This is a genomic window from Ekhidna sp., from assembly GCF_965221965.1.
Taxonomy (GTDB): Bacteria; Bacteroidota; Bacteroidia; order Cytophagales; family Cyclobacteriaceae; genus Ekhidna.
The window spans coordinates 3,363,461-3,387,739 of sequence record NZ_OZ244926.1 but is presented as its reverse complement, the minus strand read 5'-3'; the positions used below and the strand labels follow the sequence as shown (position 1 = coordinate 3,387,739).

22 protein-coding genes are annotated in these 24,279 nt (G+C 41.1%); 11 read left to right on the top strand and 11 right to left on the bottom strand.

Going from position 1 to position 24,279, the window contains the following annotated elements; all coding sequences use genetic code 11:
- Nucleotides 1-62: 62 nt before the first annotated feature.
- Together ACOQON_RS15930 and ACOQON_RS15925 are read right to left on the bottom strand one after the other, a co-directional pair.
- Nucleotides 63-746, bottom strand: a complete 684-nt coding sequence (locus ACOQON_RS15930; protein ID WP_420576416.1) for a response regulator transcription factor — start codon at nt 744-746, stop codon at nt 63-65.
- Nucleotides 739-1,974 (bottom strand): sensor histidine kinase, encoded by a 1,236-nt coding sequence (locus ACOQON_RS15925; protein WP_420576415.1) that lies wholly within the window; start codon nt 1,972-1,974, stop codon nt 739-741. The genes ACOQON_RS15930 and ACOQON_RS15925 overlap by 8 nt, the downstream gene beginning before the upstream one ends.
- Before the next feature lie 130 nt (nt 1,975-2,104).
- Here ACOQON_RS15925 and ACOQON_RS15920 point away from each other — a divergent pair, with 130 nt between their 5' ends.
- Nucleotides 2,105-2,470: a DUF1573 domain-containing protein gene (locus ACOQON_RS15920; RefSeq protein WP_420576414.1), complete on the top strand. Its 366-nt coding sequence runs from the start codon at nt 2,105-2,107 to the stop codon at nt 2,468-2,470.
- Nucleotides 2,471-2,505: 35 nt separating this feature from the next.
- On the opposite strand, the gene ACOQON_RS15915 is transcribed toward ACOQON_RS15920, so the two are convergent.
- Entirely contained in the window at nt 2,506-6,105 is a 3,600-nt protein-coding gene (locus ACOQON_RS15915; protein WP_420576413.1) for a BamA/TamA family outer membrane protein, read from the bottom strand.
- Complete coding sequence (locus ACOQON_RS15910) at nt 6,102-6,902, bottom strand: SdiA-regulated domain-containing protein (protein ID WP_420576412.1); 801 nt, start codon at nt 6,900-6,902, stop codon at nt 6,102-6,104. The genes ACOQON_RS15915 and ACOQON_RS15910 overlap by 4 nt, the downstream gene beginning before the upstream one ends.
- Nucleotides 6,903-7,090: 188 nt before the next feature.
- On the opposite strand from ACOQON_RS15910, the gene ACOQON_RS15905 reads away from it, so the two are divergent.
- Together ACOQON_RS15905 and ACOQON_RS15900 are read left to right on the top strand one after the other, a co-directional pair.
- Nucleotides 7,091-7,708, top strand: a complete 618-nt coding sequence (locus tag ACOQON_RS15905) for an HD domain-containing protein (protein WP_420576411.1) — start codon at nt 7,091-7,093, stop codon at nt 7,706-7,708.
- Complete coding sequence (locus tag ACOQON_RS15900) at nt 7,687-8,310, top strand: Pycsar system effector family protein (RefSeq protein WP_420576410.1); 624 nt, start codon at nt 7,687-7,689, stop codon at nt 8,308-8,310. The genes ACOQON_RS15905 and ACOQON_RS15900 overlap by 22 nt, the downstream gene beginning before the upstream one ends.
- Here ACOQON_RS15900 and ppk1 read toward each other — a convergent pair.
- A complete protein-coding gene (gene ppk1 / locus ACOQON_RS15895) occupies nt 8,298-10,280 on the bottom strand; it encodes a polyphosphate kinase 1 (protein WP_420576409.1) in 1,983 nt (660 codons plus the stop codon). The two genes, ACOQON_RS15900 and ppk1, sit on opposite strands and share 13 nt — an antisense overlap.
- 3 nt (nt 10,281-10,283) lie before the next feature.
- A complete protein-coding gene (locus ACOQON_RS15890) occupies nt 10,284-11,546 on the bottom strand; it encodes an adenylate/guanylate cyclase domain-containing protein (protein WP_420576408.1) in 1,263 nt (420 codons plus the stop codon).
- 100 nt (nt 11,547-11,646) lie between these two features.
- Between ACOQON_RS15890 and ACOQON_RS15885 the strand changes: the two genes are divergently transcribed.
- From ACOQON_RS15885 to ACOQON_RS15870, 4 genes are read left to right on the top strand one after another with little or no spacing between them, the layout of a single operon-like run.
- Nucleotides 11,647-12,477, top strand: coding sequence for a GNAT family N-acetyltransferase (locus ACOQON_RS15885; protein WP_420576407.1), 831 nt, complete (start codon nt 11,647-11,649; stop codon nt 12,475-12,477).
- 4 nt (nt 12,478-12,481) lie between these two features.
- Nucleotides 12,482-14,866 (top strand): bifunctional UDP-N-acetylmuramoyl-tripeptide:D-alanyl-D-alanine ligase/alanine racemase, encoded by a 2,385-nt coding sequence (locus ACOQON_RS15880; protein WP_420576406.1) that lies wholly within the window; start codon nt 12,482-12,484, stop codon nt 14,864-14,866.
- A gap of 9 nt (nt 14,867-14,875) precedes the next feature.
- Entirely contained in the window at nt 14,876-15,016 is a 141-nt protein-coding gene (locus ACOQON_RS15875; protein WP_420576405.1) for a hypothetical protein, read from the top strand.
- Nucleotides 15,017-15,034: 18 nt separating this feature from the next.
- Nucleotides 15,035-15,499, top strand: coding sequence for a DUF2306 domain-containing protein (locus ACOQON_RS15870; RefSeq protein WP_420576404.1), 465 nt, complete (start codon nt 15,035-15,037; stop codon nt 15,497-15,499).
- Here ACOQON_RS15870 and ACOQON_RS15865 read toward each other — a convergent pair.
- Complete coding sequence (locus tag ACOQON_RS15865) at nt 15,482-15,610, bottom strand: hypothetical protein (protein WP_420576403.1); 129 nt, start codon at nt 15,608-15,610, stop codon at nt 15,482-15,484. The genes ACOQON_RS15870 and ACOQON_RS15865 overlap by 18 nt on opposite strands.
- A 64-nt stretch (nt 15,611-15,674) precedes the next feature.
- Between ACOQON_RS15865 and ACOQON_RS15860 the strand changes: the two genes are divergently transcribed.
- Nucleotides 15,675-16,817 carry a 5-(carboxyamino)imidazole ribonucleotide synthase gene (locus tag ACOQON_RS15860; protein ID WP_420576402.1) on the top strand — a complete coding sequence of 381 codons (1,143 nt, stop codon included), beginning with the start codon at nt 15,675-15,677 and terminating at the stop codon, nt 16,815-16,817.
- On the top strand, nt 16,817-17,308 hold the full coding sequence (purE, locus tag ACOQON_RS15855; RefSeq protein WP_420576401.1) for a 5-(carboxyamino)imidazole ribonucleotide mutase: 492 nt from the start codon (nt 16,817-16,819) through the stop codon (nt 17,306-17,308). The genes ACOQON_RS15860 and purE overlap by 1 nt, the downstream gene beginning before the upstream one ends.
- Nucleotides 17,309-17,310: 2 nt before the next feature.
- On the opposite strand, the gene ACOQON_RS15850 is transcribed toward purE, so the two are convergent.
- The 4 genes from ACOQON_RS15850 to ACOQON_RS15835 all read right to left on the bottom strand — a co-directional run bounded on the left by ACOQON_RS15850 (nt 17,311) and on the right by ACOQON_RS15835 (nt 22,289).
- Complete coding sequence (locus tag ACOQON_RS15850) at nt 17,311-18,297, bottom strand: TerC family protein (RefSeq protein ID WP_420576400.1); 987 nt, start codon at nt 18,295-18,297, stop codon at nt 17,311-17,313.
- 106 nt (nt 18,298-18,403) lie between these two features.
- Nucleotides 18,404-19,879, bottom strand: a complete 1,476-nt coding sequence (locus ACOQON_RS15845; protein ID WP_420576399.1) for a sodium:proton antiporter — start codon at nt 19,877-19,879, stop codon at nt 18,404-18,406.
- Between the two features lie 98 nt (nt 19,880-19,977).
- Nucleotides 19,978-21,210: a Glu/Leu/Phe/Val dehydrogenase dimerization domain-containing protein gene (locus ACOQON_RS15840; RefSeq protein WP_420576398.1), complete on the bottom strand. Its 1,233-nt coding sequence runs from the start codon at nt 21,208-21,210 to the stop codon at nt 19,978-19,980.
- Between the two features lie 38 nt (nt 21,211-21,248).
- The gene (locus ACOQON_RS15835) at nt 21,249-22,289 is read right to left on the bottom strand and encodes an anhydro-N-acetylmuramic acid kinase (RefSeq protein WP_420576397.1); all 1,041 of its coding nucleotides are present in this window, start codon (nt 22,287-22,289) and stop codon (nt 21,249-21,251) included.
- A 25-nt stretch (nt 22,290-22,314) separates the two neighbouring features.
- Between ACOQON_RS15835 and ACOQON_RS15830 the strand changes: the two genes are divergently transcribed.
- Together ACOQON_RS15830 and ACOQON_RS15825 are read left to right on the top strand one after the other, a co-directional pair.
- Nucleotides 22,315-23,034, top strand: a complete 720-nt coding sequence (locus ACOQON_RS15830) for a type III pantothenate kinase (RefSeq protein ID WP_420576396.1) — start codon at nt 22,315-22,317, stop codon at nt 23,032-23,034.
- Nucleotides 23,034-24,278, top strand: coding sequence for a hypothetical protein (locus ACOQON_RS15825; protein WP_420576395.1), 1,245 nt, complete (start codon nt 23,034-23,036; stop codon nt 24,276-24,278). The genes ACOQON_RS15830 and ACOQON_RS15825 overlap by 1 nt, the downstream gene beginning before the upstream one ends.
- Nucleotide 24,279: the final 1 nt, after the last annotated feature.

Genomic DNA, 24,279 nt, shown 5'->3' with positions numbered 1-24,279 from the left:
TGACCGATAATCGATCAAGTACTACAACTACGAAGCGTGGGAGGGGTTTGGATTTCTGGAATTTAGCCGGAAACGATCAAGCTGAAGCCAACACCATGATGATTTCTAATCTCCAGAGTGGGATCGTTTTTTAAATATTTTCGTAATCGTGTGATGAATACATCTAAGCTTCTGCCTTTGAAGTAGTCATTCTCACCCCAGACCTCTTCCAAAATTTCCTCCCTTTTTACCAATTCGTTTTGGTTATTGATCAGTAGCTTTAGTATCCCACCTTCCATTTGAGTGAGTGAATGTGCGCTATCCCGGCAGCTATACACAAGATTCCTTTCATCATAGCTGGATTGTCCAAAGTGCACGGCTTGGGTGTTTTTTGAAGGCTGTGATTGATTCCGACGAATGAAAACATTGATACGGCATTCCAACTCCTTCATGGAAAAGGGTTTAGTCACATAGTCATCTCCACCAACCTCAAATCCACCAAGTCTATCTTCTTCTTGCGATTTGGCAGTAAGAAAAATGATTGGAATAAATTCATCCATAGAGCGAATGGCGGAGGCTAACTCAAATCCGTCCATTTTTGGCATCATCACATCCAGGATGCACAGCTCAAAATCATCCTTTTCAAACTGTGACAGAGCAACGGCTCCATCAACACACCATTGTACTTCATGACCAGCTTCTCGAAGGTTGTCTTCGATCATAAAGCCAAGGCTTTCGTCATCTTCTGCAAGTAGAATTTTAGCCATTAGGTAATACGATTTTGAATGTGCTTCCTTTTTCAAGCTCTGAAGAAAGAGAAATTTTTCCACCAAGCTTTTTAACTAAGGTTGAGACAATATGAAGCCCCAAACCAAATCCTTTTTGATTATGCTGATGATTACTTTCCGGTACTCTATAGAATTTTCTAAAAATCTTATTCTGGTGTTTCCGGGGAATGCCCATTCCATCATCAGTGATTGAAATCGAAGTGGTTTTTTCCTTTTGCACCACTTCCAAATGAATTTTTCTGGCGCCATATTTTACCGCATTATCCAGAAGGTTTCGAATTACATTTTCAAGCAGCTTCGAATTGGAATCTATTTTTTCTGTTGCTGAGAGATTAATAGACCAATCAATCATCTTTGAGGAATACTCCTCTTTTATATCCCTAATCAAGGCATTAAAAAACTCAATCAAATCCACCTTTTCCTTTTTCACCTTCATGCTTGACTCTATCATCGCAGAGTGTAAAATGTCTTCAACGTTTTTCTTCAGGCGGGTCACTTCTTTTTGAATGATTCCAATATACTTCTGCTCACGATCTCCCGACCGTTCGCTAAGTGTACTTGACGCAAGTGAGAGGGTTGCTAATGGGGTCTTCAGCTCATGGCTGACGTTATTAATAAAATCTTTTTGGATTTCACTGAGTCGCTTTTGACGGAGGATCACAAATAGTGCATAACCGAAAAAAATGATGACAACAAGGGAAATGGCTGTAGTAAACTTCCACAGATCAAAACCAGCAAAAAGATCCTTTGATTTATCAGGAAAGTAGACGCCAAAATAATACTCGTCGTTTTTCAAAACCGGAATTGGCTCACGGTCATCGTCATATTCCAAATTCACATTTTCTGCATATACCATTTGATCGTTAGCGCAATCATAAACGCCATATTCAAAGTCCTGAGTGATAGCTCTTTTTTTTATCTCTGCTGAGATCAGGTATTCCAAATTTTTAAGATCTATTCGATCATTGGTACGGACAATGAAATAATTTCCCGAAATCTGCTCAATGGGATTTACAGAGGGGAAATCTTTTCCGCTTGCTTCGCAAAGTGACTCTACAACGTTGCGAAGGGCCACCTGCACATTGTGATTGAAAACCTGGTCTTGCTGTGCGATGGCCCGATTGAGCCAAAAGACCTGTGTGCCGATAATGCCTACCAGCGAAAGAATGGCAAGAACGACTAATACGCGTATGTGGGCATTCTTCATACAGCCAAAAGTAAACGGAAAGAAAGTGAAAAAATGGAGTTTAACAACTCATTAACAATCATTAGGAGGTCATTAACAATGTTTTGAGGAAGCTACATTCAGTTTTGGTGGAAACAAAAATTACTAAAACATGAGAAAAGCAACTTTTATCGTAATGCTTGGGATCGCAGTAGCTGTGATGGCCGGCATGTCCTCAGTCACCTGGAAAACAACCTCCATTGATTTGGGCAAAGTTTCCCAAAATGAATTGAAGGAACTATCCTTTGAGTTTACCAATAACTCGGGTTCAGCTATTCAAATTCTTGAGGCCAAGGGTTCATGTGGGTGCACAAATGTTAAGTTTCCGGAAGGAGAGATTAAATCCGGAGAAACTGCATCAATTACTGCAAATTTCAAGTCTAGCAAGCTTGGTACATTTAAGAAGAACATTCGAATTAAAACATCAGATTCAGATGAGTATACCTATCTCTACTTTAATGGGGAGGTTGTGGAATGATTTGAAAAACGCCTCTCTTTGGAGAGGCGTTTCCTTTAAAAGAAAAAACTCATGTAAAAGGTGGGCAGATTTTCGTCTTCACCAAACGCATAGTTGATATTCAATACCACGGTATTCATTGGGCTGAGCCATAGACCAAAACCTTTACCCTGATGCCATTCATTGGAATTCTCTCCATCAACCCACACTCTGCCTACATCGTGAAAGGCAAGAACGCCAAACTGGCCGGGGAAGATGTAACTTCTGAATGAGGCAATTTTCAGTCTGAGATCAAGGTTGTGATAAAAGGAGGATTGTCCATAGAATCGTGTTCTCCGAAAACCTCTGAGGTTTGTTCGTCCACCTAGAATGCTGGCATTAAAAAAATCAAGGTTATCCGATGGTATATAAGAGGCACCCAAGCGATTGGCAATTACCAGTCTCGATGGGAGTCGCGTAGAAAGGTAAAATGCCCATTCGGCATTATACTTCGTTGTGTTTTCTGAAAAATCGGTTAGAGCTTCCAGGTGTTCGATTTCAGCCGTTGCGGTCATACCAGCTTTTGGCAAAACTTTATTGTCTCGCGAGTCAAATGCAATGCCTGTAGCAAAACGCATGTATTTGTTTTCTTCAAAATAATCGATATCTGTTGGCTGGTCTGAAATGAAGCGATTAGCAGTGTTTTCTACTTGTACTGATTTATAGCCAGTGCTCATATAAAATTTAGCTTTGGCTCCCACATTTCTGGAAACCCCCACATTCAAATCCAGGCGATCCATTCGAATGCGATAGTAGTCAATGGGGTCATCGTCAGGAGAAATAAACTGATCCATCAGAAATTCGGTCTCGTTTCCAAACCCGAAGTAATTGTTAACAAAAAAAGGCTCTTGCCAAAGCACGGATGTATTAAGATCCCACTTTCCGATGACGTCCGTGTAGTCACCAGAATAATCAAATTGATAAGAGCCTGTCTCGAAAGCTGTTATTGCTTTGAAGGTGTGCTTGGCTGCAAATGGCTCTTTTCTCCAGCCATGCTTGGTGTATGCAAAACCTCCGCCTAGGAAGATACCATCATCCGGGTTTGCTGCTGCCGTGACAAGAGGCATTAAAACATCATATTTAAAAGCCTTACGATCATATCTATTAACGTCCGGCTTGTCGCTTAGCTTAAGTATCCCACTTGAATTCCCCTGAACCCGTGAGCTTTTGTATCGATCATAGACCTTCACTTTGCTCAGCTTCTCTTCAGCGTTTCCATTGATGATCAAGTCTTTATCTGTGCCTCCGATGATTCTCAATTTTATTTTTGAATCGGCACCTTTTATTTCAAAAACATCTTCTCCATCAAATCCATAGAGACGTATTTCTTTGGTTTCGTCCGCTTTGAATAGACGTTCGTAAATGACTTGTTCAAGTTCTCCATCTTTTTTTCGTTTTCTTACAGTCACTCTGGTTTCTTCCTCGTTTAGATGTTCTACCAAAAAATATTCGTGTTTATCTGAACCTGTGATTTCAACTTCTTTGGAAAGAAAAAGGTAAAGCTCGCGAGCATAGGATTCCATGTTTTCGCGTCTCGCTTTCAGACCATTTTTTATTCGTTCGCCTGTTAGTTCTTCAATTTGATCTGGCCATTGAGCTACCGCGTGATCGATCACCTCGTCAGTCAGGTTCTCTTGTAAAAATATTATTTGCTCCTGCCAGTCCTGCCAGTCAGCTTCGTTCATGAAGGTACGATCAAAATACCTGGCGTTTTGGCTGATTCCGGGGGCCCAGTTTACCTCTTCGTCAAATCCTTCGATTTTTGGTAACGCCCATTTGCGAGCTGCAATTTTGGGGATTATTCCTTCATTGATAAAAAAGGCCTGATCTCTATCTCGAGGAATCGGTCGATAAATGTTGCCCTTGTCTTTATCTATTTGTGCCCAGCGCCATTGGTCATCGTGACGATCCCAGTCGCCAATCCACATATCAAACAACCGATTTCGGACCACAAAATTTTGATCTACCTCATTATCATTGTCTTCTCTCAGGTTTTCGATGACTGTATCAGTTCCGTCAATATCCTCTCCGCCACCAAAAAATAGCTCACGAGAAGCCGCTTCATTTGGTCTTTCCTCATAGAGTGCCAGCGTGCCGGCAAACGTATTTTGAAACTGTCCCAGCCTTGGATCATCCGGGATAAAGACCGGCTTGGGATTGGTATGATATATTCCAACAGGCTCAGCCAAGTAGGGTACTATAAATGCACCATACGGATGCGATGCAGAAATCTGATCCTCAACGATATCTTGGGCAAAGGTCTTTTGAAGGGCGGTTGGAATAGCATTTTCAGGATACTTTTCAATGGACCTGAGTACGTATTGCTTACCATCACTGGCCTCTAATCGCAAAGATTTGGTTTGCATTCCTCCACCCTTTTTGATGACCTCAAGTCCACCGTGCTCATAGCCTAGATCAAACACATCCACTTCCACAGGAGTGCTCCAGACGTCACGATAGTTTTCCCCCAGCCAGCGATGCTTGCCCTTGTCCCCTTCATATTTTTTGCTGGCTACAACCGTCACTGTACTATCGGAGAAGTCGAGCGGTGGAAGTTCTTTTAATGTTTCCTGCAGTTCTTTTTTGTAAAGTTCAGTTTGAAAGAGCTCATCTCCTTCTATTCCGAAGTAGGCAACATTTGCACTTCCTGAATTATTCAGGTTGAGTATAGCAAATCCCTGTTCCTCTCTTGCAAAAATGCTGCCTTTGCCTTTCTTCACATGAGAGGTCTTGGAACCCGATCCACTCACAATAAAATGATGGCCATTTTTTTGGATAAGCTGAAGTGAGTGCTCATGACCGCTCGCATAAACCACATGCTCAGCCTGATCCATCGCTTCGATGATCTGGCCCATAACCGCCCGGTATTTGGGGTGTGTGTTGTCTTGAATATTCCCTATCAATCTTCTGAAAAGTGGCTGAATGCTACCCAGAATTGGGAGTGGAATCATTTGATCTTTAAAACTGAAATTGCCATGATGCTCGCCGTAGGTGTAAACAGGATGGTGTGCAGCGATAAGGATATGTTTGCCAATATTCCGATTAATGATGGCCTTCAGATCTTCCAATGCCTCAATGGTCGATTTGTTTTCGCAGTTATCATCTTCATCCGGTTTGTCCCAGCTGTGGAGGAAATATTGGGTGTTTAGAAGTACGAGCGTTGATTTTTCCCCCATCGGGATTTCCACCGGACCCGGACATCCGCCAAGTGGAAGAAATACATCCTCACCTTCGAAGTAGTTTCGAATGAACCGCTCCATATTCAAATTGTATTCCCAGCCATATTTCCTTCCTTGAGCCCAATCATGATTGCCTGGAATGATATAGGCAGTGCCCGGAAAAGCTTTCATGATTTCCAGCTGGGGAATGAGCTTATTTTCCATCTCCTCTCGGTTAGGATCTTCCTTTCCGGGCAATCCTTTTGGGTAGATGTTATCTCCAAGAAAGATGAGGTAGTCTTCACTTGAGGCAGTCTTTATTTTTTCTTTTAGTAATTCCAGATTCGGGTCAAGAGATTTTGGTTCACCAGCATCCCCGATAAGATAAATCTGTTGCCCCCATGAGCAAATAGGTAGAAGCAGGGTGGTAAAAAAAAGTACTTTCAGGGATGATCTCATCGCATTTCAAATTTCAAAATGTAGCCTCTGTCGCCCTCTCCTTCGCTGCTGATATACATGTCTCCTTCCGATGAAAAACAGATACCTTCTGGTTGTCCCAACACCCGGGGTGAAATAGGGTAGGTGCCTAAAATAGTTCCTTCATCTGTTGTTACAAGGAGCATTTTGCCAACGGATGAGAGAATGTAGTAATGTCCTGTGAGGGGATGAGTGGCGATTGCTGAAGGCTTAAATTTTATTCGTTCTTTATCGTAATCAAAGTCTTTATGCTTTTCCCAGAATTCTTCCAGTTCATTAGGTCCAATTATAAATATTGGTTTTTCAGAAAGCTTCTTTTTTTCAGGGTGAAACGAGTAAAAACCCCGACCTTGAATTTTTTGGTCTCCAATATGCCCTTCCTCTTTGCATGCAATTAAAAGCATTTTTTTTATTGGATCATAGCCAAGGCCTTCCGTGTCATTGTCATTGTGAAGCGCTGTTTCATGCTTATTCGAGCGAGTTTGTTTCCCGGATCCGTAAGGAAAGTGAAAAATATCCCCATCGTGTTTCAACACATAGATATCATTGCTTACAAGTTCTATTCCCTCATAGTCATCAGACTTGTAGAATTCAATGGAATGAACAATTTCTCTTTTCTTCAGGTGGTATTCAAATATTTTCCCTGATTCATCATCCACGGCAAGCAACTGCGAGGGTGGGCGAAAAGTCAATCCGGAAATTTCCTCTAGTACGTAAGGGAGAAAATGCTTTTCAGTTGGTCGCTTCAAATCATATTTTATATCCAAATGTTGATCCACAAGGAAAAGGCTGTCAGCGTGTTGACCAAATGATGATGAAGAGCAGCCTTGGCTCAAAGAAATGAGCAAGATGAACAATAAAAGGGGGACTATGTTCTTTAATAAAATCATAGGTTGATCTAAAATGTCTAGGTGACAACACTAAAATGCCTAATTTTTGTTCTATTTTGTGAATTGATTTGGAAGGAATGGAAACCAGGAATCAAATTCTGAGACAGGTAAAGGATCATGCGATCAAGGTGCTGACGAAAGAGTTGCCGGATAACATGACTTATCACTCCATCAATCATACGTTAGATGTAGTCAATTCTGTACAGGAAATTGCAGATAAACAAGGGCTTAGTGAGGGGGACACAGAGGTTTTGACGATTGCAGCGTGGTTTCACGATATCGGCTATACGAAGGGATGTGAAAATCACGAAAAAAATGGTGCTCAGATGGCACATGATTTTTTGAAAAAGCATGATTATCCTGAAGATAGAATTGAAAAAGTAGCTGGTTGTATTATGGCAACTCAAATGCCACAAAATCCACAAAACCCACTTGAACAGGTCATATGTGATGCAGATATGATGCATTTGGCAGATCATAATTACTTTGCCAAATCGGACCTACTTCACAAGGAAATTGAGAAAACGAAGGTGTGTAAGATTCCTGAATCGGAATGGCTGGAAATGAATCAGGATTTTCTGGATAAGCACTGTTTTTTTACAGATTACGCAAAGAAGAATTACGAATCGGCCGTAAAAGAAAATCTAAAAAAAGTACGTGATCGCCTAAAATCATGGAAAAAGGAGAAAAAGTAGACGAGCTGGAAGAAAAGGTCACCAAGCTCAAAAAGAAGGTGAAAAAGGCGAAAGAGCTCAAGCCAACGCGTGGCATTGAGACGATGTTTCGAACGACCTCAAAAAACCACATGGAGCTCAGCGCGATTGCTGACAACAAGGCGAACATTATGATTTCCATCAATTCAATCATTTTGTCGGTCTTGGTATCCGTATTGATCAGGAAGCTGGAGGAATATCCGCACATGACCATACCGGCAATCTTACTAACGTTGGTCTGTTTAACTACCATTGTTTTTGCAGTGTTAGCTACTCGCCCCAATGTTTCCAAAGGACGTTTCAAGCACGAGGATATCATCAATAAAAAAGCAAACCTCCTGTTCTTTGGAAACTTTCATCGCATGAAGCTGGAAGATTATCAATGGGGAATGAAGGAAATGCTTCAGGATGCAGACTACCTATATGGAAGTATGATTAAGGACATTTACTATTTGGGAGCCGTACTGGGAAAGAAATATCGATTACTGAGGATTAGCTATACGATTTTCATGTTTGGGTTTGTACTTGCGATACTTGGCTTTATTGTGGCTGAGCTTTTCTTCAAATCCCCTTATCCATATTGACCTTTAAGATAATTATAGGTCGCTGATTGGGCTTGTATTTCGTGTTCGACTTTTGGTCTCTTATTTTCCATTTTCGAGCTTATCCAAACTCCCTTAATATCATCTTTCCATTGAAACTTTAAGATGGTAAGAATCTCTTGCTTCATTGCATCATCTGTGATAGGGAAACACACCTCGATTCGTCTATGCAGGTTTCTATTCATCCAATCTGCTGATCCAAGGTATATTTCTTGCTCTCCATCATTATGAAAGTAAAACACGCGACCGTGCTCAAGGTAGCGATCAACAATGCGCTTTACTTTCAGGTTTTTGCTTGGAACTAAGCAACAAATACTGCGGACAATCAATTTGATGTCGACTCCCTTTTTGGCGGCCTCTTTGAGTTTCCTGATCAGTGTTTGTTCTTGGAGGTTATTCACTTTTACAATAATTCGAGCCTCCTTCCCCGCTTCTGCGTTTTCGATTTCCCGATCAATCTTTTCAATGAACTTCTCATAAGCTCCAAACTGCGAGACGATAAGCTTCTCAAATGGAGGAGGTGTGTATTTTGTGAGTAAATACTGAAAGAGGTTGTGAAGCTCCAGGGTCATGTATGAATCTGATGTTAGAAGTCCATGATCACAGTAGATTTCTGAAGTTTTTTCATTGAGATTGCCTGTACCAAAAAAGGCAAACATCCTGTTGGTCTTTCGCACCAAAGCAACTTTGGCATGAACCTTTAACCCCGGTAGGCTATAGACGATTTTAATTCCAGCCGCTCGCATTTTCCTTGCCCAGTCCAGGTTGTTTTTCTCATCAAAGCGCGCCTTTACCTCCATGAATACAGACACTTTTTTTCCATTTTGGGCAGCACTTATCAGTGCTTCCGCTATGGTCGATTTTTTAGCCATACGATAAAAGGTCACATTGATTTCCTCAACCTCCGGGTCAATAGCAGCTTCATTGAAAAACTGTAGTACATAGTCATACGGCTGGTAAGGAAAGTGGAGCAGGTAGTCTTTCTGAATGATGCTTTTTAGAATTGATCTGGAGTTCTGTAAGGAGAAAACGGGTACAGGAGATTGATCATCGTAAACAAGGCTTGAATTTTTGGGATCTATCTGGAAGAAATCATTGAGGTTGTGGTATCGACCACCAGTTACAATATCATCAGAAGAGAGCTCCAGCTTGTCGGCTAAAGTGGAAAGCACCTCATCGGGCATATCAATATCAAATAAAAATCGAGCAGGCGTTCCGAGATTCCTTTTTTGGATTTGCTTTTCGATTTTCTTGGCCAGATTACCGGAGTATTCATCATCAATTTGGAGTTCAGCATCTTTATTGAGTTTGATAGAGTAGGCACCTTTGACGGCTTCACCCGGGAAAATCAAATCTAAATGGAGACGTATGACATCATCCAGAAAGGTGTAATAGGTTTTATTTCCCACTTCATATGTTGAGAATCTGGGAAGATGATCAGTTGGAATATTTAGAATGGAAACCTCACTACTCTCCATCTGGACTGCTAAATAGATGGCCTGATTATTCAAAAAAATTTCGGTGTTCTTATCCAGCTTTTTCGGTCGAAGGAAGGCAGAAATGGATGTCTTAAAATAGGCAAGGAGCTTGTTATTTAATTCATTGGGTATTTCTGAAGTGTCTGTACAAATGATTTGATTTTGTTCCTTCAGCTGGCTAATAATGGCTTTCATGGCATTGCCATATTGATCTAGCTGGTGGCTTACCTCATTGTGAATGTCGACCAATAAATCAGATGCGTTGAAATCAAGTTTTTTGTTGATTTTCTTCTTATCGATTTGTTTGATGTTACGGATACTGGCAACTCTCACTCTAAAAAACTCATCGAGATTTGAAGAATAGATCGCAATAAATCTTAAACGCTCAAGAAGTGGGACACTTTCATCCATCGCCTCCATCAACACTCGGTAGTTAAATGAAAGCCAGCTGAGATCACGATCGAAAAACTTCACTTATTAGGCAAGTTTGATGATTTCCATTTCCTTGTCAATTCCTTTTAGTTTCACATGTCCCATTGACGTTCCATTAAGCGCGAGGTGTTTGATGTCCTCATAAAAAGCAGAAGAAACCAACCATGAGCAATTGTAGTCTTTGGTAATCTGTTCCAATCGTGCCGCTGTTATTACAGGAATGCCGGAAATGGAGAATTGCTGACGAGTATTGTTACCAATATTCCCTGCAATGATCTCTCCGTTGTGGATTCCAATTCCTACTTTAATTTCCTCGCTCCACTCTGATTTATTCATTTTACTAACCGTTGATAGGATGTCTCTGGCGGCCTTAAAAGCATTCTCCGGTGAATCACCCTCCTCCGAGGCAAATGTTGCCATCAGTCCGTCACCCATCAGTTGATTAATCATTCCGCCGTGATTATGGATGCAGTCCATGATAGGACCAAAAAACTGATTTTGGAATTTATTCACCTCCTCGGGCGAGAGCAGTTGTGCTCTTTGAGTAAAGTCCCTTATATCAAGAAAAAGCACCGAAGCTTTGATCTTAAAACTGGCACCATCTGTTTGCGTTAGTGCCTGCACCACTTCTTTTGATACTTGTTTACTGAACAGTTGCTCAATTTCGTCTCGCTCTTCCTGTGTTTTGATAGATATGGTCAACCTTTTATTTAATTCTTTAGCAACCAGACCTGCACATATTCCTGCAATTAAAAACATCACTGCTTTTGTGTAGTAAACGATGGGTGGTAACATAGATGCAGTGTCATATGTATCGAATGTCCAGGTTATGATTGCAATGTAGAGAGTGGAAATTAAGATTCCATTAAGGAAACTTATCCAAAAGTTTAAATAAAGGGCAGAAACGATAATGATTGGCACAAAAATGAATATCAATGGGGAGTCAAGGAAGATACCACTGCCTTCCCATTTGATTATGAAATAGAGCCAGATAAAGGGAACTACTGAGTCCGAGATGACCGAGTAGTATTTGTACCATATTGGTAGTGGTTTCTCACAATCGGCAATTTTTCCGACCATCCACCGGGAGATTAAGAGAATAACTACAAATGCAGAGGTAGTGTACACCCCCAATTTGATGCTCCTATCATCAACAAATGTATCGGAGATCGTTGTGGGAAAGAAGATCATATTGGTTAGTAGCAATACCAAACCTATAATGAGAATCCCGATAAATATTTCCAGTCTTCTCTTTTCGGTTTTTACTACCTCCAGATCAATACATTTTTCTAACTCGTCTAATTGCATGAAGGGTTTTCCTTTTGGTCAGATCGGCTTAATTTTATTAATGCACAAGTTATAAGAGTAAATGAGGACAAGTAAGTTCCTTTAAGTCTAAAGTAATTAGATGAATATACGATTGTTGAGCAACGAGGATTTAAATCCTCTATATCGAACATTTACATCTTCCTTCGCCAATAATGAAGTTCGTTTCCAGCCTTCATTGGATGACTTCAATTATCGTATCCATAAGAAACTTCTTCTTGATATGGAAATATCTGCAGCAGCCTTCGATGGGGATGAAATGGTTGGCTTTATCTTACATAGTTCCAATCTTTATGAGGGAATCCCAACTGCTTACAATGGAGGCACTGGTGTACTCCCTGGCTTTCGCAACCAGCAGGTAGCCGCTCAGGTTTATGATTTTCTGATTCCACGAATCCAGCAAAAGTCCCTGGCACGAATTCTACTGGAGGTGGTCGAAACAAACATTTATGCCATAGCGCTCTATGAAAAAATCGGATTCACATTTAAGCGAAGATTTAAATGCTACAAGAAAGTTAAGCAATTGGATGACAAACCCGAGGTTGAAGTAGTAGAAGGTGAGATGCAGGATGTTGATTTTTCTTTTGTTGATTTTAATCCGTGCTTTATTGATAGTGGTGACCAGTTGAAAAGGGGGAATGAACAAGTGCTCCTGGCAAAGGATGAGTCTGGTAATTCTATTGGACATCTCATTATGCAACCACACCTGGGTCGGATTTCGCAAATAGCTGTCAGTCGGATACATCGTCACAATCATGTAGGCTTATCTCTGATCAGAAAAGCACAGACATATACAGAGAAGCACTTGTTCATTATGAATATCCCTGAAGAGGAGATCGGGTTTGACGCATTTTTAAAAGCCTGTGGTTTTGAAAATCAAGTCAATCAGTTTGAGATGGAATTGATAATTTAGGTGAATGCTTTTTTCTCAGCTAAAAAACATCACCAAAGGTCGAACTAAGATTTCAGAAGATCTTGATGTCACCCGTTTTTCCACTGATACACGGACGCTCTCAGGAAGTACCAGCGAAGTTTTTGTAGCCATAAAGGGCAAAAGAGATGGCCATGATTACATCTCGAACGCTGTAGAGAAAGGTGTTAAGAATTTCATCGTCGAAAAAGAACCCGATCATCCAAACGGCAATTTTCTGATCGTCAATAACTCTCTTGATGCCCTTCAGCAGGTTGCAGCCACCCATCGGACTCAATTGCATATTCCTGTTGTGGGTATAACGGGCAGCAATGGGAAAACAACTGTGAAAGAGTGGTTATCCACCATTCTTTCCGAGCAGTTTTTTGTGGTTAAAAGCCCGAAAAGTTTTAATTCCCAAATTGGTGTTCCGCTTTCCCTTTTGGAAATGAGAACAGGGCATGAGATTGGTGTTTTTGAAGCGGGTATTTCACGTGTTGGTGAAATGGAAAAACTGGAGAAGATGATCAAACCAACATTGGGAGTTTTTACCAACCTGGGGGAGGCGCATGATGATGGGTTTGAGTCTCGAGAGCAAAAGCTATCCGAGAAATTGAAGTTATTCAATTCAGCTGAACAAGTCGTTTGCAAAAAGGATACTTCGTATTTTGAGCAGGTTAAGAGCAATCTTGGAAATAGAGTAATCTCTTGGAGTTTAAAAAAAAATGCAGATTTTTTTGTCCAGTGGGAAAGTGGAAATGTCCGGGTAAATGGCGAAACATACTTATCAGCATTTGACACACCCACTCAATTAGAGAATTTGACACATGCAATAGTTGTTGCCTTGGAGCTGGGATTAAATCATGATCAAATTCAAAAAGGAGTTGATTTGATAGAAGGTGTGCCGATGCGTTTGGAGTTGAAGAAAGGAATCAATGGATGCTATATTCTGGATGACTCCTACAACAATGATGAGGTCGGACTGAAGGTGGCGCTGGATTATCTGGAATCTCACAAGCAGAATGCAAAACGATCACTCATTCTTTCTGACATCCTACATTCCAGCAAAGAAGACCATGATCTCTACGAAGAGATAGCGAAGCTTCTAAAAGCGAAAGATATTACCCGACTGGTTGGGGTTGGAGAGCGAATTAAAGCATGTGCAAATTCATTCTCTGTGGATGCAGAGTTTTTTGAAAGCACCGAAGATCTGCTTAATAATCTGCCTGATTTTCATAATGAGATGATTGTGGTGAAAGGGGCGAGAAATTTCGAGTTGGAGCGAGTGGTTCAGCGGCTGGAGGAAAGAAGCCATGGCACTGTGCTGGAGGTTAATTTTGAAGCGCTTCAGCATAACCTCAACCAATATCGTTCACTATTAAATCCGTCAACCAAACTCATGGTCATGGTGAAAGCCAACGCGTATGGTAGTGGGTTGCTGGAGGTAGCTAATTTTTTGCAGCACCAACGCGTAGATATGCTGGGAGTAGCTTATGTAGATGAGGCGATTCAATTGAGAAAGAACGGGATTAATATTCCAATCATGATCATGAACCCTCATATCGAGAGTTTCGATCAGTTTGAGCAATACGACCTTCAAGCAGAAATTTTTAGTATTTCATACCTGAAACGGTTATTGAACGATACGAAAGAACACCCGAAAGTGCATATTAAAATTGATACAGGAATGCACCGATTAGGGTTTTCGACTGAACAGGTAGGAGAGCTAATTTACCTTTTAACTAAAAACCCTCAGGTGAAAGTTGAAGGGATTTTCACCCATTTTTCCAGTTCAGATGTAGTAGACGAGGATGCTTTTACTATTAATCAGGCCAAGCTTTTTGAAGAGGCATACAAGAAAATCACTGCTGCCATAGGATACGCACCGCTGAGACATGCTTGCAACTCTCCGGCGATGGTAAGGTGGCCTCAGTATCATTATGATATGGTGAGGCTGGGGATTGGTTTACATGGTTTCGACCCTACTGGACAATTGAGTTTGAGAAATAGTAGTCAGCTTAAAACGGTGATTTCTCAAATACAGAACCTAAAGGCGGGAGATACGGTGGGCTATTCACGCATGGGTAAAATCAATAGGGACAGTAAAATAGCTGTTCTTCCTATTGGCTATGAGGATGGGTATTCGCGTGTATTCGGAAATGGGAATGCGTTTGTAAGCATAGGAGAGAAACTATGTCCCACAGTTGGGAATATTTGTATGGATATGACAATGGTAGATGTGACGGATGTTGATACAAAAGAAGGAGATGAGGTGATCATCTTCGGAAGTAACCCAACCATCAGGGAGCTATCCAGATGGGCTCACACCATACCTTACGAAATACTCACAAATGTGAGCAATCGTGTAAAGAGAGTTTTTGTTTCTGAGTAAATTCATGCCATGGCTACAAAGACGATCATCAACGTTAGAAACGGCTTTTATGGCTTTTTGTGCATTGGAGTTGCTCTTTATGCCCTTTCTCACCTATTCAGAGAAGATTTTTACTCGTTCAAGACGAATGGAATAGCGGACGTTGCATGATGGCGTGTAGCTTTTCATATGCACTTCATTGGTGGAGCCATTGCCTTGGGTATTGGCTGGACTCAGTTCCTGAAAAATTTCAGGACAAAGCATTTAAATACTCACAGGAGGATAGGTTATGCCTACATCATCGCAATTGTCTTATGCAGCTCACCTGCGGCATTTTACATGGCTATGTATGCCAATGGCGGCTTTAATAATGTGTTGGGTTTTGGAATGATGGCCGCATGTTGGTTTGGGTTTACAGCTATGGCTTTTGCCAGTATCAAGCGAAGAGATATTGGTGCACACGAGCGATGGATGATCCGAAGCTTTGCTGTGACTTTAGGTGCGGTGACCTTGAGGGTTTTCATGCCTCTGATGATTGCAATGGGAATCCCTGAGCCTGAAGCCTATCAGGCCATTTCTTGGTTTTGTTGGGTGCCTAATCTTTTTGTAGCGGAATGGATTATTCAGAGAAAGCTTCTAACCCCCACAGCCTAGGAATTTTTTGAAATCCACGTTCTCAGGAAACCCACCTTTTTCAATTTCTTTTTCCTCTTCATTGGTTTCTTTTTTCGCCTTCTTCTTTGCCTTCTTTTTATCCTTTTCCATGTACTAAAGATACTTGATCATATTTCAATAACACTGAAACTACTTGTAAGGTTATCTTTGCCCCATGCCAGTAAAAGACATTACAGATATAAAAATCGGAGTGCTTGGAGGAGGCCAGCTCGGCCGTATGATGATCCAAAGTGCAATCAACTACAACCTGGATATCTCCATTTTGGATCCGGACGAAAATGCTCCGTGCGCTCATTTAGTCAAGAATTTTTCAGTGGGAAAACTCACTGATGAAGCGTATGTCTACCAGTGGGGGCAGCAATTTGATTTATTAACTATTGAGATGGAAAACGTTAGTGTTGCGGCTTTAAAGCGGTTACAGGAAGAGGGTAAAAAAGTCTATCCTCAACCGGAAATAATAGAGTTGATTCAGGATAAACGGAAACAAAAGACTTTTTACAAAGCTAACCGCATCCCTACTTCAGATTTCGTACTCACAGGAAATGCGGCAGATGTAGCGACGCATAAAGAAATGCTGCCTGCCGTCAATAAGCTGGGAACTGAGGGTTATGATGGAAGAGGAGTGCAAATGATACGAACGGAGGCTGATTTAGTCAAAGTTTTTGATAAGCCGGGACTTCTGGAAAAACTTGTTGATTTTGAAAAGGAGCTCAGTGTAGTAGTTGCCAGAAATGAAATGGGTGACATGGAATGCTTTCCAGTTGTTGAGCTTTCTTATCATCCCGAACAGAACCTGGTAGAATTTCTTTTTGCTCCGGCACAGATCAATAAAGAATTAGAGGACAAAGCATATAAGCTTGCAAAGGATGTGATAGAGAAGCTGGGCATGGTAGGTCTCCTTGCAGTTGAGATGTTTTTGACGAAAGAGGGAGATATTCTTGTAAATGAAGTTGCTCCTCGAACACATAATTCAGGTCATCATACTATAGAGGCCAATCGTACCTCACAGTTCGAACAACACCTGCGGGCCATTCTAAACCTCCCACTGGGTTCTGCAGAATTGATTACACCAGCAGCAATGGTAAACCTGCTGGGAGAAGATGGTCACACAGGCAATGCACAATACGAAGGAATGGAACCCTGCATGGCAATGAAAGGAGTTTATGTGCATCTTTATGGAAAGAAACTGACGAAACCTTTCAGAAAAATGGGTCATGTGACTATCACTGATGATTCGATAGATAGTTTGAAAGTAAAAGCACGAAAGGTAAAAGAAACACTAAAAGTAAAAGCATAATGGCATCACCGAAAGTTGGTATTATCATGGGAAGCAAATCAGACCTTCCAGTCATGCAGCAGGCTGCTGATATTTTGGAAGAGCTTGGAGTTGATTATGAGCTAACCATTGTATCTGCTCACCGAACCCCTCATCGTATGCTCGAATACGCTGAGGGAGCACGAGGCAAAGGGCTTCAGGTTATCATAGCAGGAGCTGGTGGAGCCGCTCACCTACCAGGGATGGTTGCATCTCTTACCACACTCCCGGTTATAGGAGTACCCGTAAAGTCCAGCAATTCCATTGATGGCTGGGACTCAATCCTGTCCATCCTTCAAATGCCTGGTGGAATTCCAGTTGCTACAGTAGCACTGGATGGTGCCAAAAATGCCGGCATTTTAGCCGCTGAAATTGTAGGCGCATCAGATGACTCGATCGCCAACAATCTTCAGAAATATAAAGATAGTCTGAGGGACAAAGTGATGGAAAGCGTGAAAAGTCTGGAGAAATAAGCTTACTCGTCGGCCGGTAATTTTTCCTGTATGATTTCCTCAGGGTCCTCTTCCCTTGGAAAGATTAGTGACAGCACAATGGCCAGCACCAGTGCTCCAATGATGATGGTAAAGGAGAGGAATATCGGAACATGGATATCGAAAATCTCAGCTAACATCTTAGCTCCAATAAATATCAGCACTACGGATAATCCTTTTTGTAGTAGATAAAATTTATCCAGCACGTTGGCCAATAAGAAGAACATGGCTCTCAATCCCATCACAGCAAAAATATTGGAGGTGTAGATTACAAACTCATTCTGTGTAATGGCAAAAGCGGCCGGAATGGAGTCTACGGCAAAAATTAAGTCAGTAGATTCTATAAGAATAATAACAAGAAAAAGAGGGGTAAACAGAAGTTTCCCTTTTTCTCTGAGCCAGAACTTTCCTCCTTTATCGGAAGTACTCATTGGAAGTATCTTTTTGGCAGCCTTCAACAAAGGGTTTTTCTCGGGCTCCAGCTCCATATCATCATCTTCACCGAAAAGCTTAATACCTGAATAAACCAGGAAAACACCGAAGATGTAAAGAATCCAATGGAACTCTGCGATAAGTAGGGCACCTACGAAAATGAATACGGCACGAAAAACGATTGCACCAAGAATACCCCAGAAAAGGATGTTATGATAGTATTCTTCTTTGACGTTGAAGTACCTCAAAATCAAGAGGATCACAAAAATATTATCTACTGAAAGTGCCTTCTCTGTTACATAAGCAGAGAAAAATTCAAGAGTCGCTTGGGACCCTTCACCATAAAAGTAAATCAGGGCGCCATAACCAACAGAAACCAATACCCAGAAAATAGATTGCTGAAGGGCTTCCTTTTGGGATACTTTCTGATGCTTTTTATGAAAAACCCCCAGGTCTACGATCAGGAACAGGACAATAATAATTCCGAAGACTCCAAAAAGGAGTCCTTCATTTTGTCCCGTAAATAAATTCAGTAGCATTCGTTAGGCGATTATTTATTAGTGAGGGCGCAACTCAAATTAAGTAATTAACCACAAATAAAGGAAAAATTATTTGATAATATGATGTACTAGCTAAGGGTAAAATTTAATGCCCCATAAAGAAGATGAGCCAGATGATTATTAACATCGGCAAAAGAATTGGGATTGAGTACTTCACAATGTACGAAAAGAACGATGGCATTTTGATACCAACCTGCTCTGCAATGGATTTTACCATGAAATTAGGCCCATTTCCGATGTAAGTGAATGCACCGAAGAAAACTGCACCAAGCGAAATTGCCATTAATGAAAGAAGTGATTCACGATACTCATTATTAGCAAAAGCAATGACTTCCTGAATTTTATTGACATCAGCTCCAACACTTGCCATGGAGGCAGTCAAAAAGTTCACATAGGTAGGCGCATTGTCAAGAAAACCACTTAAAACTCCTGTACCCCAGTATAGTGTACTTGGACGTATTAATTTTTCACCTTCAGGTGACTGAGCAAATTGACTTACTAGCTCAAGGGCAGGCATCATGGTGAAGAAAATACCGATAAACAGAAACGCCACTTCCCGAATTGGCTCAAAACTGAACTCATTTCCCTGGATGGCTTGCAAATCAGAAAACTGATAAGATCCCAGGGCCGCAAGTAACATTATGATTTCTCTGATGTAGGAAAATTTCTGACCTTCATATATGATGCCTGGTACCCAATCAAAAACATTTGGATCCAGAAAAACCGCACCCACTACGATTGCCAGCCAGATAAAGTTTCTTCTTCCTTTCAAGGAAACCTGGCCTGTTGGGGCTTTGATTTCATCCTCTTCGCCTCTCATTTTAGCATAGTCTGCCTTGTTTCGGATGTCGTAGAAGTAGAAAAAAGTAATGAGGATAATGCAGGCGATTACCCATGGAACGAAATTATGAATGAGCGTCCACTCGAATGGGATGCCCTTCAGGAACCCCAGGAATAGCGGAGGATCACCGATTGGGGTTAATGAGCCACCCACATTACTCACAATAAAAATAAAGAATACAATGTGATACGGCTTGATCCTATTGCTGTTCAACCGTATGAAAGGACGTATCAAAAGCATGGATGCTCCTGTAGTGCCAATAATATTTGCTATGACTGCCCCAATGGCCAGAATAATGACGTTTGTTCGCGGTTTGGCTTCTTTGTCCACCACTATCAATATCCCACCAGAAGCAACAAATAGACCCGTAAGAAGGGCAATAAACTGAATATACTCCGCTGTGGAATGTACTGGACTGTGATAGTTATTTAGGTAGAATAAATAATAGGTGCAAACAATGAAGGCAAGTATGATTGAGATGACGGGATAGCTTTTGTGCCAGAAGTGCGGGTAAAAAAGTGGTCCTGTCGCAATCATGAGCAACAACAACACAAATGGGATTACACTCCATCCTGCCGGCTTTTTGGAGTGATGCCCTTCACTGGTCCCTCCTTCATGATCTGACTGACTTTCTCCGCCTTGCTCAAGGGTTTGATGAGTTTCCTGTTGCTCATGCGACTGCACCGAATCATCGGCTTGCGCCACCAAGATTGCACTCATTAATAAAATGGCAACAAGAATTCGACCGATCATACTTAGGCGTTACTGATTAATAATAAAGTTATCATTAGCGCAGACAAAAACAAACCTACTGAAAATCAAACAAGCTTATTTAACGAAATGGTAAAAGCGGTCTCAGCAAGATTTACTCGGGTATTATTCTCTTTATGAACAGCTTGTAAGGCCGAACCGATTGTTTTAGAACAATCATTGAAAATATCAGCATCCGTAAGCACACTGTCATTTTCCGGATCCATCAGGAAAGCAAATGTTCTTGCCATTCCACAGTTCGCAATGAAGTCAGGCAGCAAGGAAACCTTTTTATCCACGAACTCTGCGATAGGGCCATAGAAAATCTCAGTATCTGAAAATGGTACGTTAGCACCGCATGAAACTACTTCAAGGTCGTTATTAATCATAGATTCTGCTTGCTCTTTTGAAACAAGTCTTGAAGCTGCAGCAGGAATAAATATTTCAGCGCCCATTGACCAAATTTCTTTATTTATCTTTTCGAAAGGGATCATATCATCCGCAACTAACTTGTTGCCTTCCTTGTCATGGAATAATTTCTTGATATCATCCAGGTCGTACCCCTCGGTGTTCATCAAGCCACCTTCACGGTCAATAATTCCTACGATTTTAACTCCATATTTAGCCAGGTAAAGTGCCGCAGTGGACCCAACATTTCCCCAGCCCTGAATGATCGCTCTTTTTTCATTGATGTTGCCACCCCAGATTTGGTAATAATGACGTACAGCTTCGGCCACTCCATATCCAGTGATCATGTCAGCTACCACATACTTTTTCGGCGAATTAGGGATATACTCCTGATCCTCCAAAACCTTGGAAACCCCTTGTCTCAAACGTCCCAACATGTGGATTTTAGTGGGTTTACGAGGATTGTAATGTCCATTTACAATACCTTCTTGTGGGTGCCAAAGTCCAAAATCCTCTGTTATGGGGATAACCTCATGAATTTCATCCACATTCAGGTCTCCACCTGTTCCGTAATAATTTTTCAACAATGGATAAACAGCATGGTACCACCTTTTAAGTACTCCTTCCTTTCGAGGGTCATTAGGATCAAAATTGATCCCTGATTTGGCACCACCGATTTGTGGTCCTGAGACGGTAAACTTGATCTCCATTGTTTTAGCCAGTGATTCAACTTCTCTTTTGTCCAGTCCCACTCGCATACGAGTTCCGCCACCGGCAGCACCACCTCTCAGAGAGTTGATCACAACCCATCCTTGAGCTTCAGTTTCAGGATCAGACCATTCAAAAACGATTTCTGGTGTTTTGTCTTCAAATTTTTTTAGGAGTTCTTTCATTGTAGCACTTCAATATTTTGAGGGCGCAAATCTAATCATTAAGGAAGATGAATCACACCTGAAGAGGAGTCTTTGCTAGCACCTGTCACTGAAGCGAGCACGTTGATTTCATTCCTGAACCTTCTGAGGGCTAGAAAAGCGAATATCAATGATTCCTTAAAATTGATCAGTTTTGACTCTGGCACAACTATTTCCCATTTATTAAGCCCCTGCTTAATTAATTCAATTAGAAAGTTGTTGAAAGCACCACCACCGGTGATCAGCAATTTGCCAGGATTTGTTTGGTAAAGAGATGCTTTAATTTGTTCTGCAATGACTTGACAATAGGTGCGAAGACCATTAAAAGGTTTAACCGATTCAAGAGTTTTAGAGCTGATAAAATTATTAGGTAGAGATTTAGGTGGAGGTTGCTTGAAAAAATCAATTTCAGAAATTAGATTATAGAATTCGGAATCTATTTCCCCCTTTTTAGCAAGTTCCCCATTCGCATCGAATGGATCACCCATTTTTTTTGCGTAAAAATTGAGTACTTGATTGCAAGGGCAAATATCCCAGGCTGTCTGATTCTCTTTTAATGACAAGTTAGCTATTCCACCAAGATTCAGACATGCATCATATTCTGGGAAAAGCTTAAAATCCCCGAAAGGAACTAGCGGAGCACCTTGTCCTCCGTTTTGCACATCTTTCGTTCTGAATTCGGTGATGGTGGGAAGCTTAATTTCTTTAGCAATGATGTCTCCTCGTCCTAATTGCCAGCTTATTTTATCTGATGGCGAGTGAATAACCGTGTGGCCATGAACTCCCACAAAATCAATTACATCAATATCTGATTTAAATAAGTTGATTTTATTACCGATCCACTTACCAAATTGACGGTCCAACTCATGCTGTTTACTTGTGCTCATGCTGGAGGAATCTTTTAAAAGGGCATGAATTACATCATCATACGGTATGGTTTCGCTTTTTTTAAGATGAAAACCCCAACTGTTATTTTTTTCTTCGAAGATTATGTGAGAAAGATCCAGTCCATCCATAGATGAGCCAGCCATTCCTCCTATGATGGAATACGTTCTTTTCATTTTCTTTGCAATGAATTATTCGCCTATGGCTGAAAAGATAGAGGTAATATTGATAGATGTGGGTAATACCTCAGTGAAAACCACAGAAGTAATAAATGGAGAGTTTGTAAATACTAGGGTTTGGAAAGAAGAATTACTTTTAATAATTGAACATTATGGATCCGTTCCTCTGATGGTTTCTTCAGTGAAGAAATTAGATAAATGGATTGTCGGTAGAAAAAATATCACCTCATTATCTCACCTCAGTAAACTTCCCATTGAGTTGGACTATAAAACACCGGAAACCCTTGGTGCTGATCGAATAGCCGCCGCTGTAGGAGCGATGGAGATGTTTCCTGATCAAAATAATGTGATTATTGATTTAGGCACATGCATGACTATTGATTTAGTAGAAAAGGAAGGAGTGTTTAGAGGAGGAGTCATTGCGCCAGGCTTGAAAATGCGCATGAAAGCCATGTCACATTTCACAGACAGCTTGCCTGATATTTCTAACGAATGGGAAAGAATAATGTCTGGTGAACTCGGGAAATCAACCAAAGAATGCCTTTTCAGCGGCTCTTTTTGGGGTATCATTCATGAAATAAATGGCGTTTTGCAGACAATGAGGCAGGATTTCACAAGTCTTAACACGATTATAACAGGTGGAGACGCTCATTACTTTGAATCCAAGCTAAAAGCTCACATCTTTGCTGGCTCAAAAATTGTGCAGAAGGGTCTATACCGAATTTGGAAGTATCAGCAATAATGAAAAGGATTTTAGCAGGGGTTGCCTGTTGGTTTATTTTAGGACAGTTTGTGCAGGCACAGTCCATTTACTCATTTCAGGGTCTGGGCAGTCTCAACCATCAAGGAATGCCTAATAACGTTGCGATGGGAGAGGTGGGAATTGGAACACCAACCATCTGGCATATAAACACCCAAAATCCGGCAAACCTTGTTTACAATAAATTTAGCACCTTCCAGGTTGGGTTAGAAGTGGATCGAAGAAGCTTTACAGGAGATGAGGTTTCAGGAAAAGATACCGATGGAGGCCTTAGGTTTCTAGGATATGCTTTTCCAATTATGCCGGGCAAATGGTCTTCATCTTTTGGGATTCTTCCTTACAGTTCTGTAAGCTACAACACGTTTTCACAAGGCACTGTAGATGGCACTAATGAAGAAGTGAATCAGATTTCTGACAATCGTGGTGAGGGTGGCCTCACTAACCTTTTTTGGTCGAATGGTTTTATGATTAAAGAGAAATTCCTGGTAGGAGTTAGAGCAAATTACACGTTTGGGTCCATAGAAAAAACCTCGACAATCTCCATTGGAGGAAGCGATGTGCCTGTAAGTAACATCACTTATGAGCAGCTGGAATCATACTCTGACCTCAGCTTTTTGTTTGGTTTAGGGTATAGACATACCCTGTCAGAGGAAACGTATTTAAATTTTGGGGCGACTTTCTCTCCACAAACTCCTTTCAATGGTGCTTCCGAACTTTCACTGATCAGACTTTCCCCTACAGGCTCTGAATTGGAGACAGTTGAAGTTGGCTCACAAACTATCCAGTTTGATCTTCCTGGAACATTTGGTTTTGGAGTCTCTTACCAGAAGTTAAATAAATATACCATTGGGTTTGACATAGAATCCGAACGGTGGGAAGGTGCTGGATCTGGTAGTCAAACTTATAATAACAGTGTAAAAATGGCCCTTGGAATAGGTTGGACACCAGACTTTGATAATGTAAGCTCCTATTGGAAGCGTGCCAAGTATTCAGCCGGCTTCAACTATCACAAGCTCCCATATATCGTAAATAATCAGGCACTTACTGATTTTGGTATTAATTTTGGTGCCTCTTTACCAGTTAGTGGCTTTTCAAGTTTGGATTTAGCCTTTAAATGGGGGCAACTTGGAGAATCAACAAATGGATTGATTAAGGAAACTTATTATAAAGTTGTTATAGGAGCAACCATCAATGACAGATGGTTCATAAAACGAAAATATGATTAGT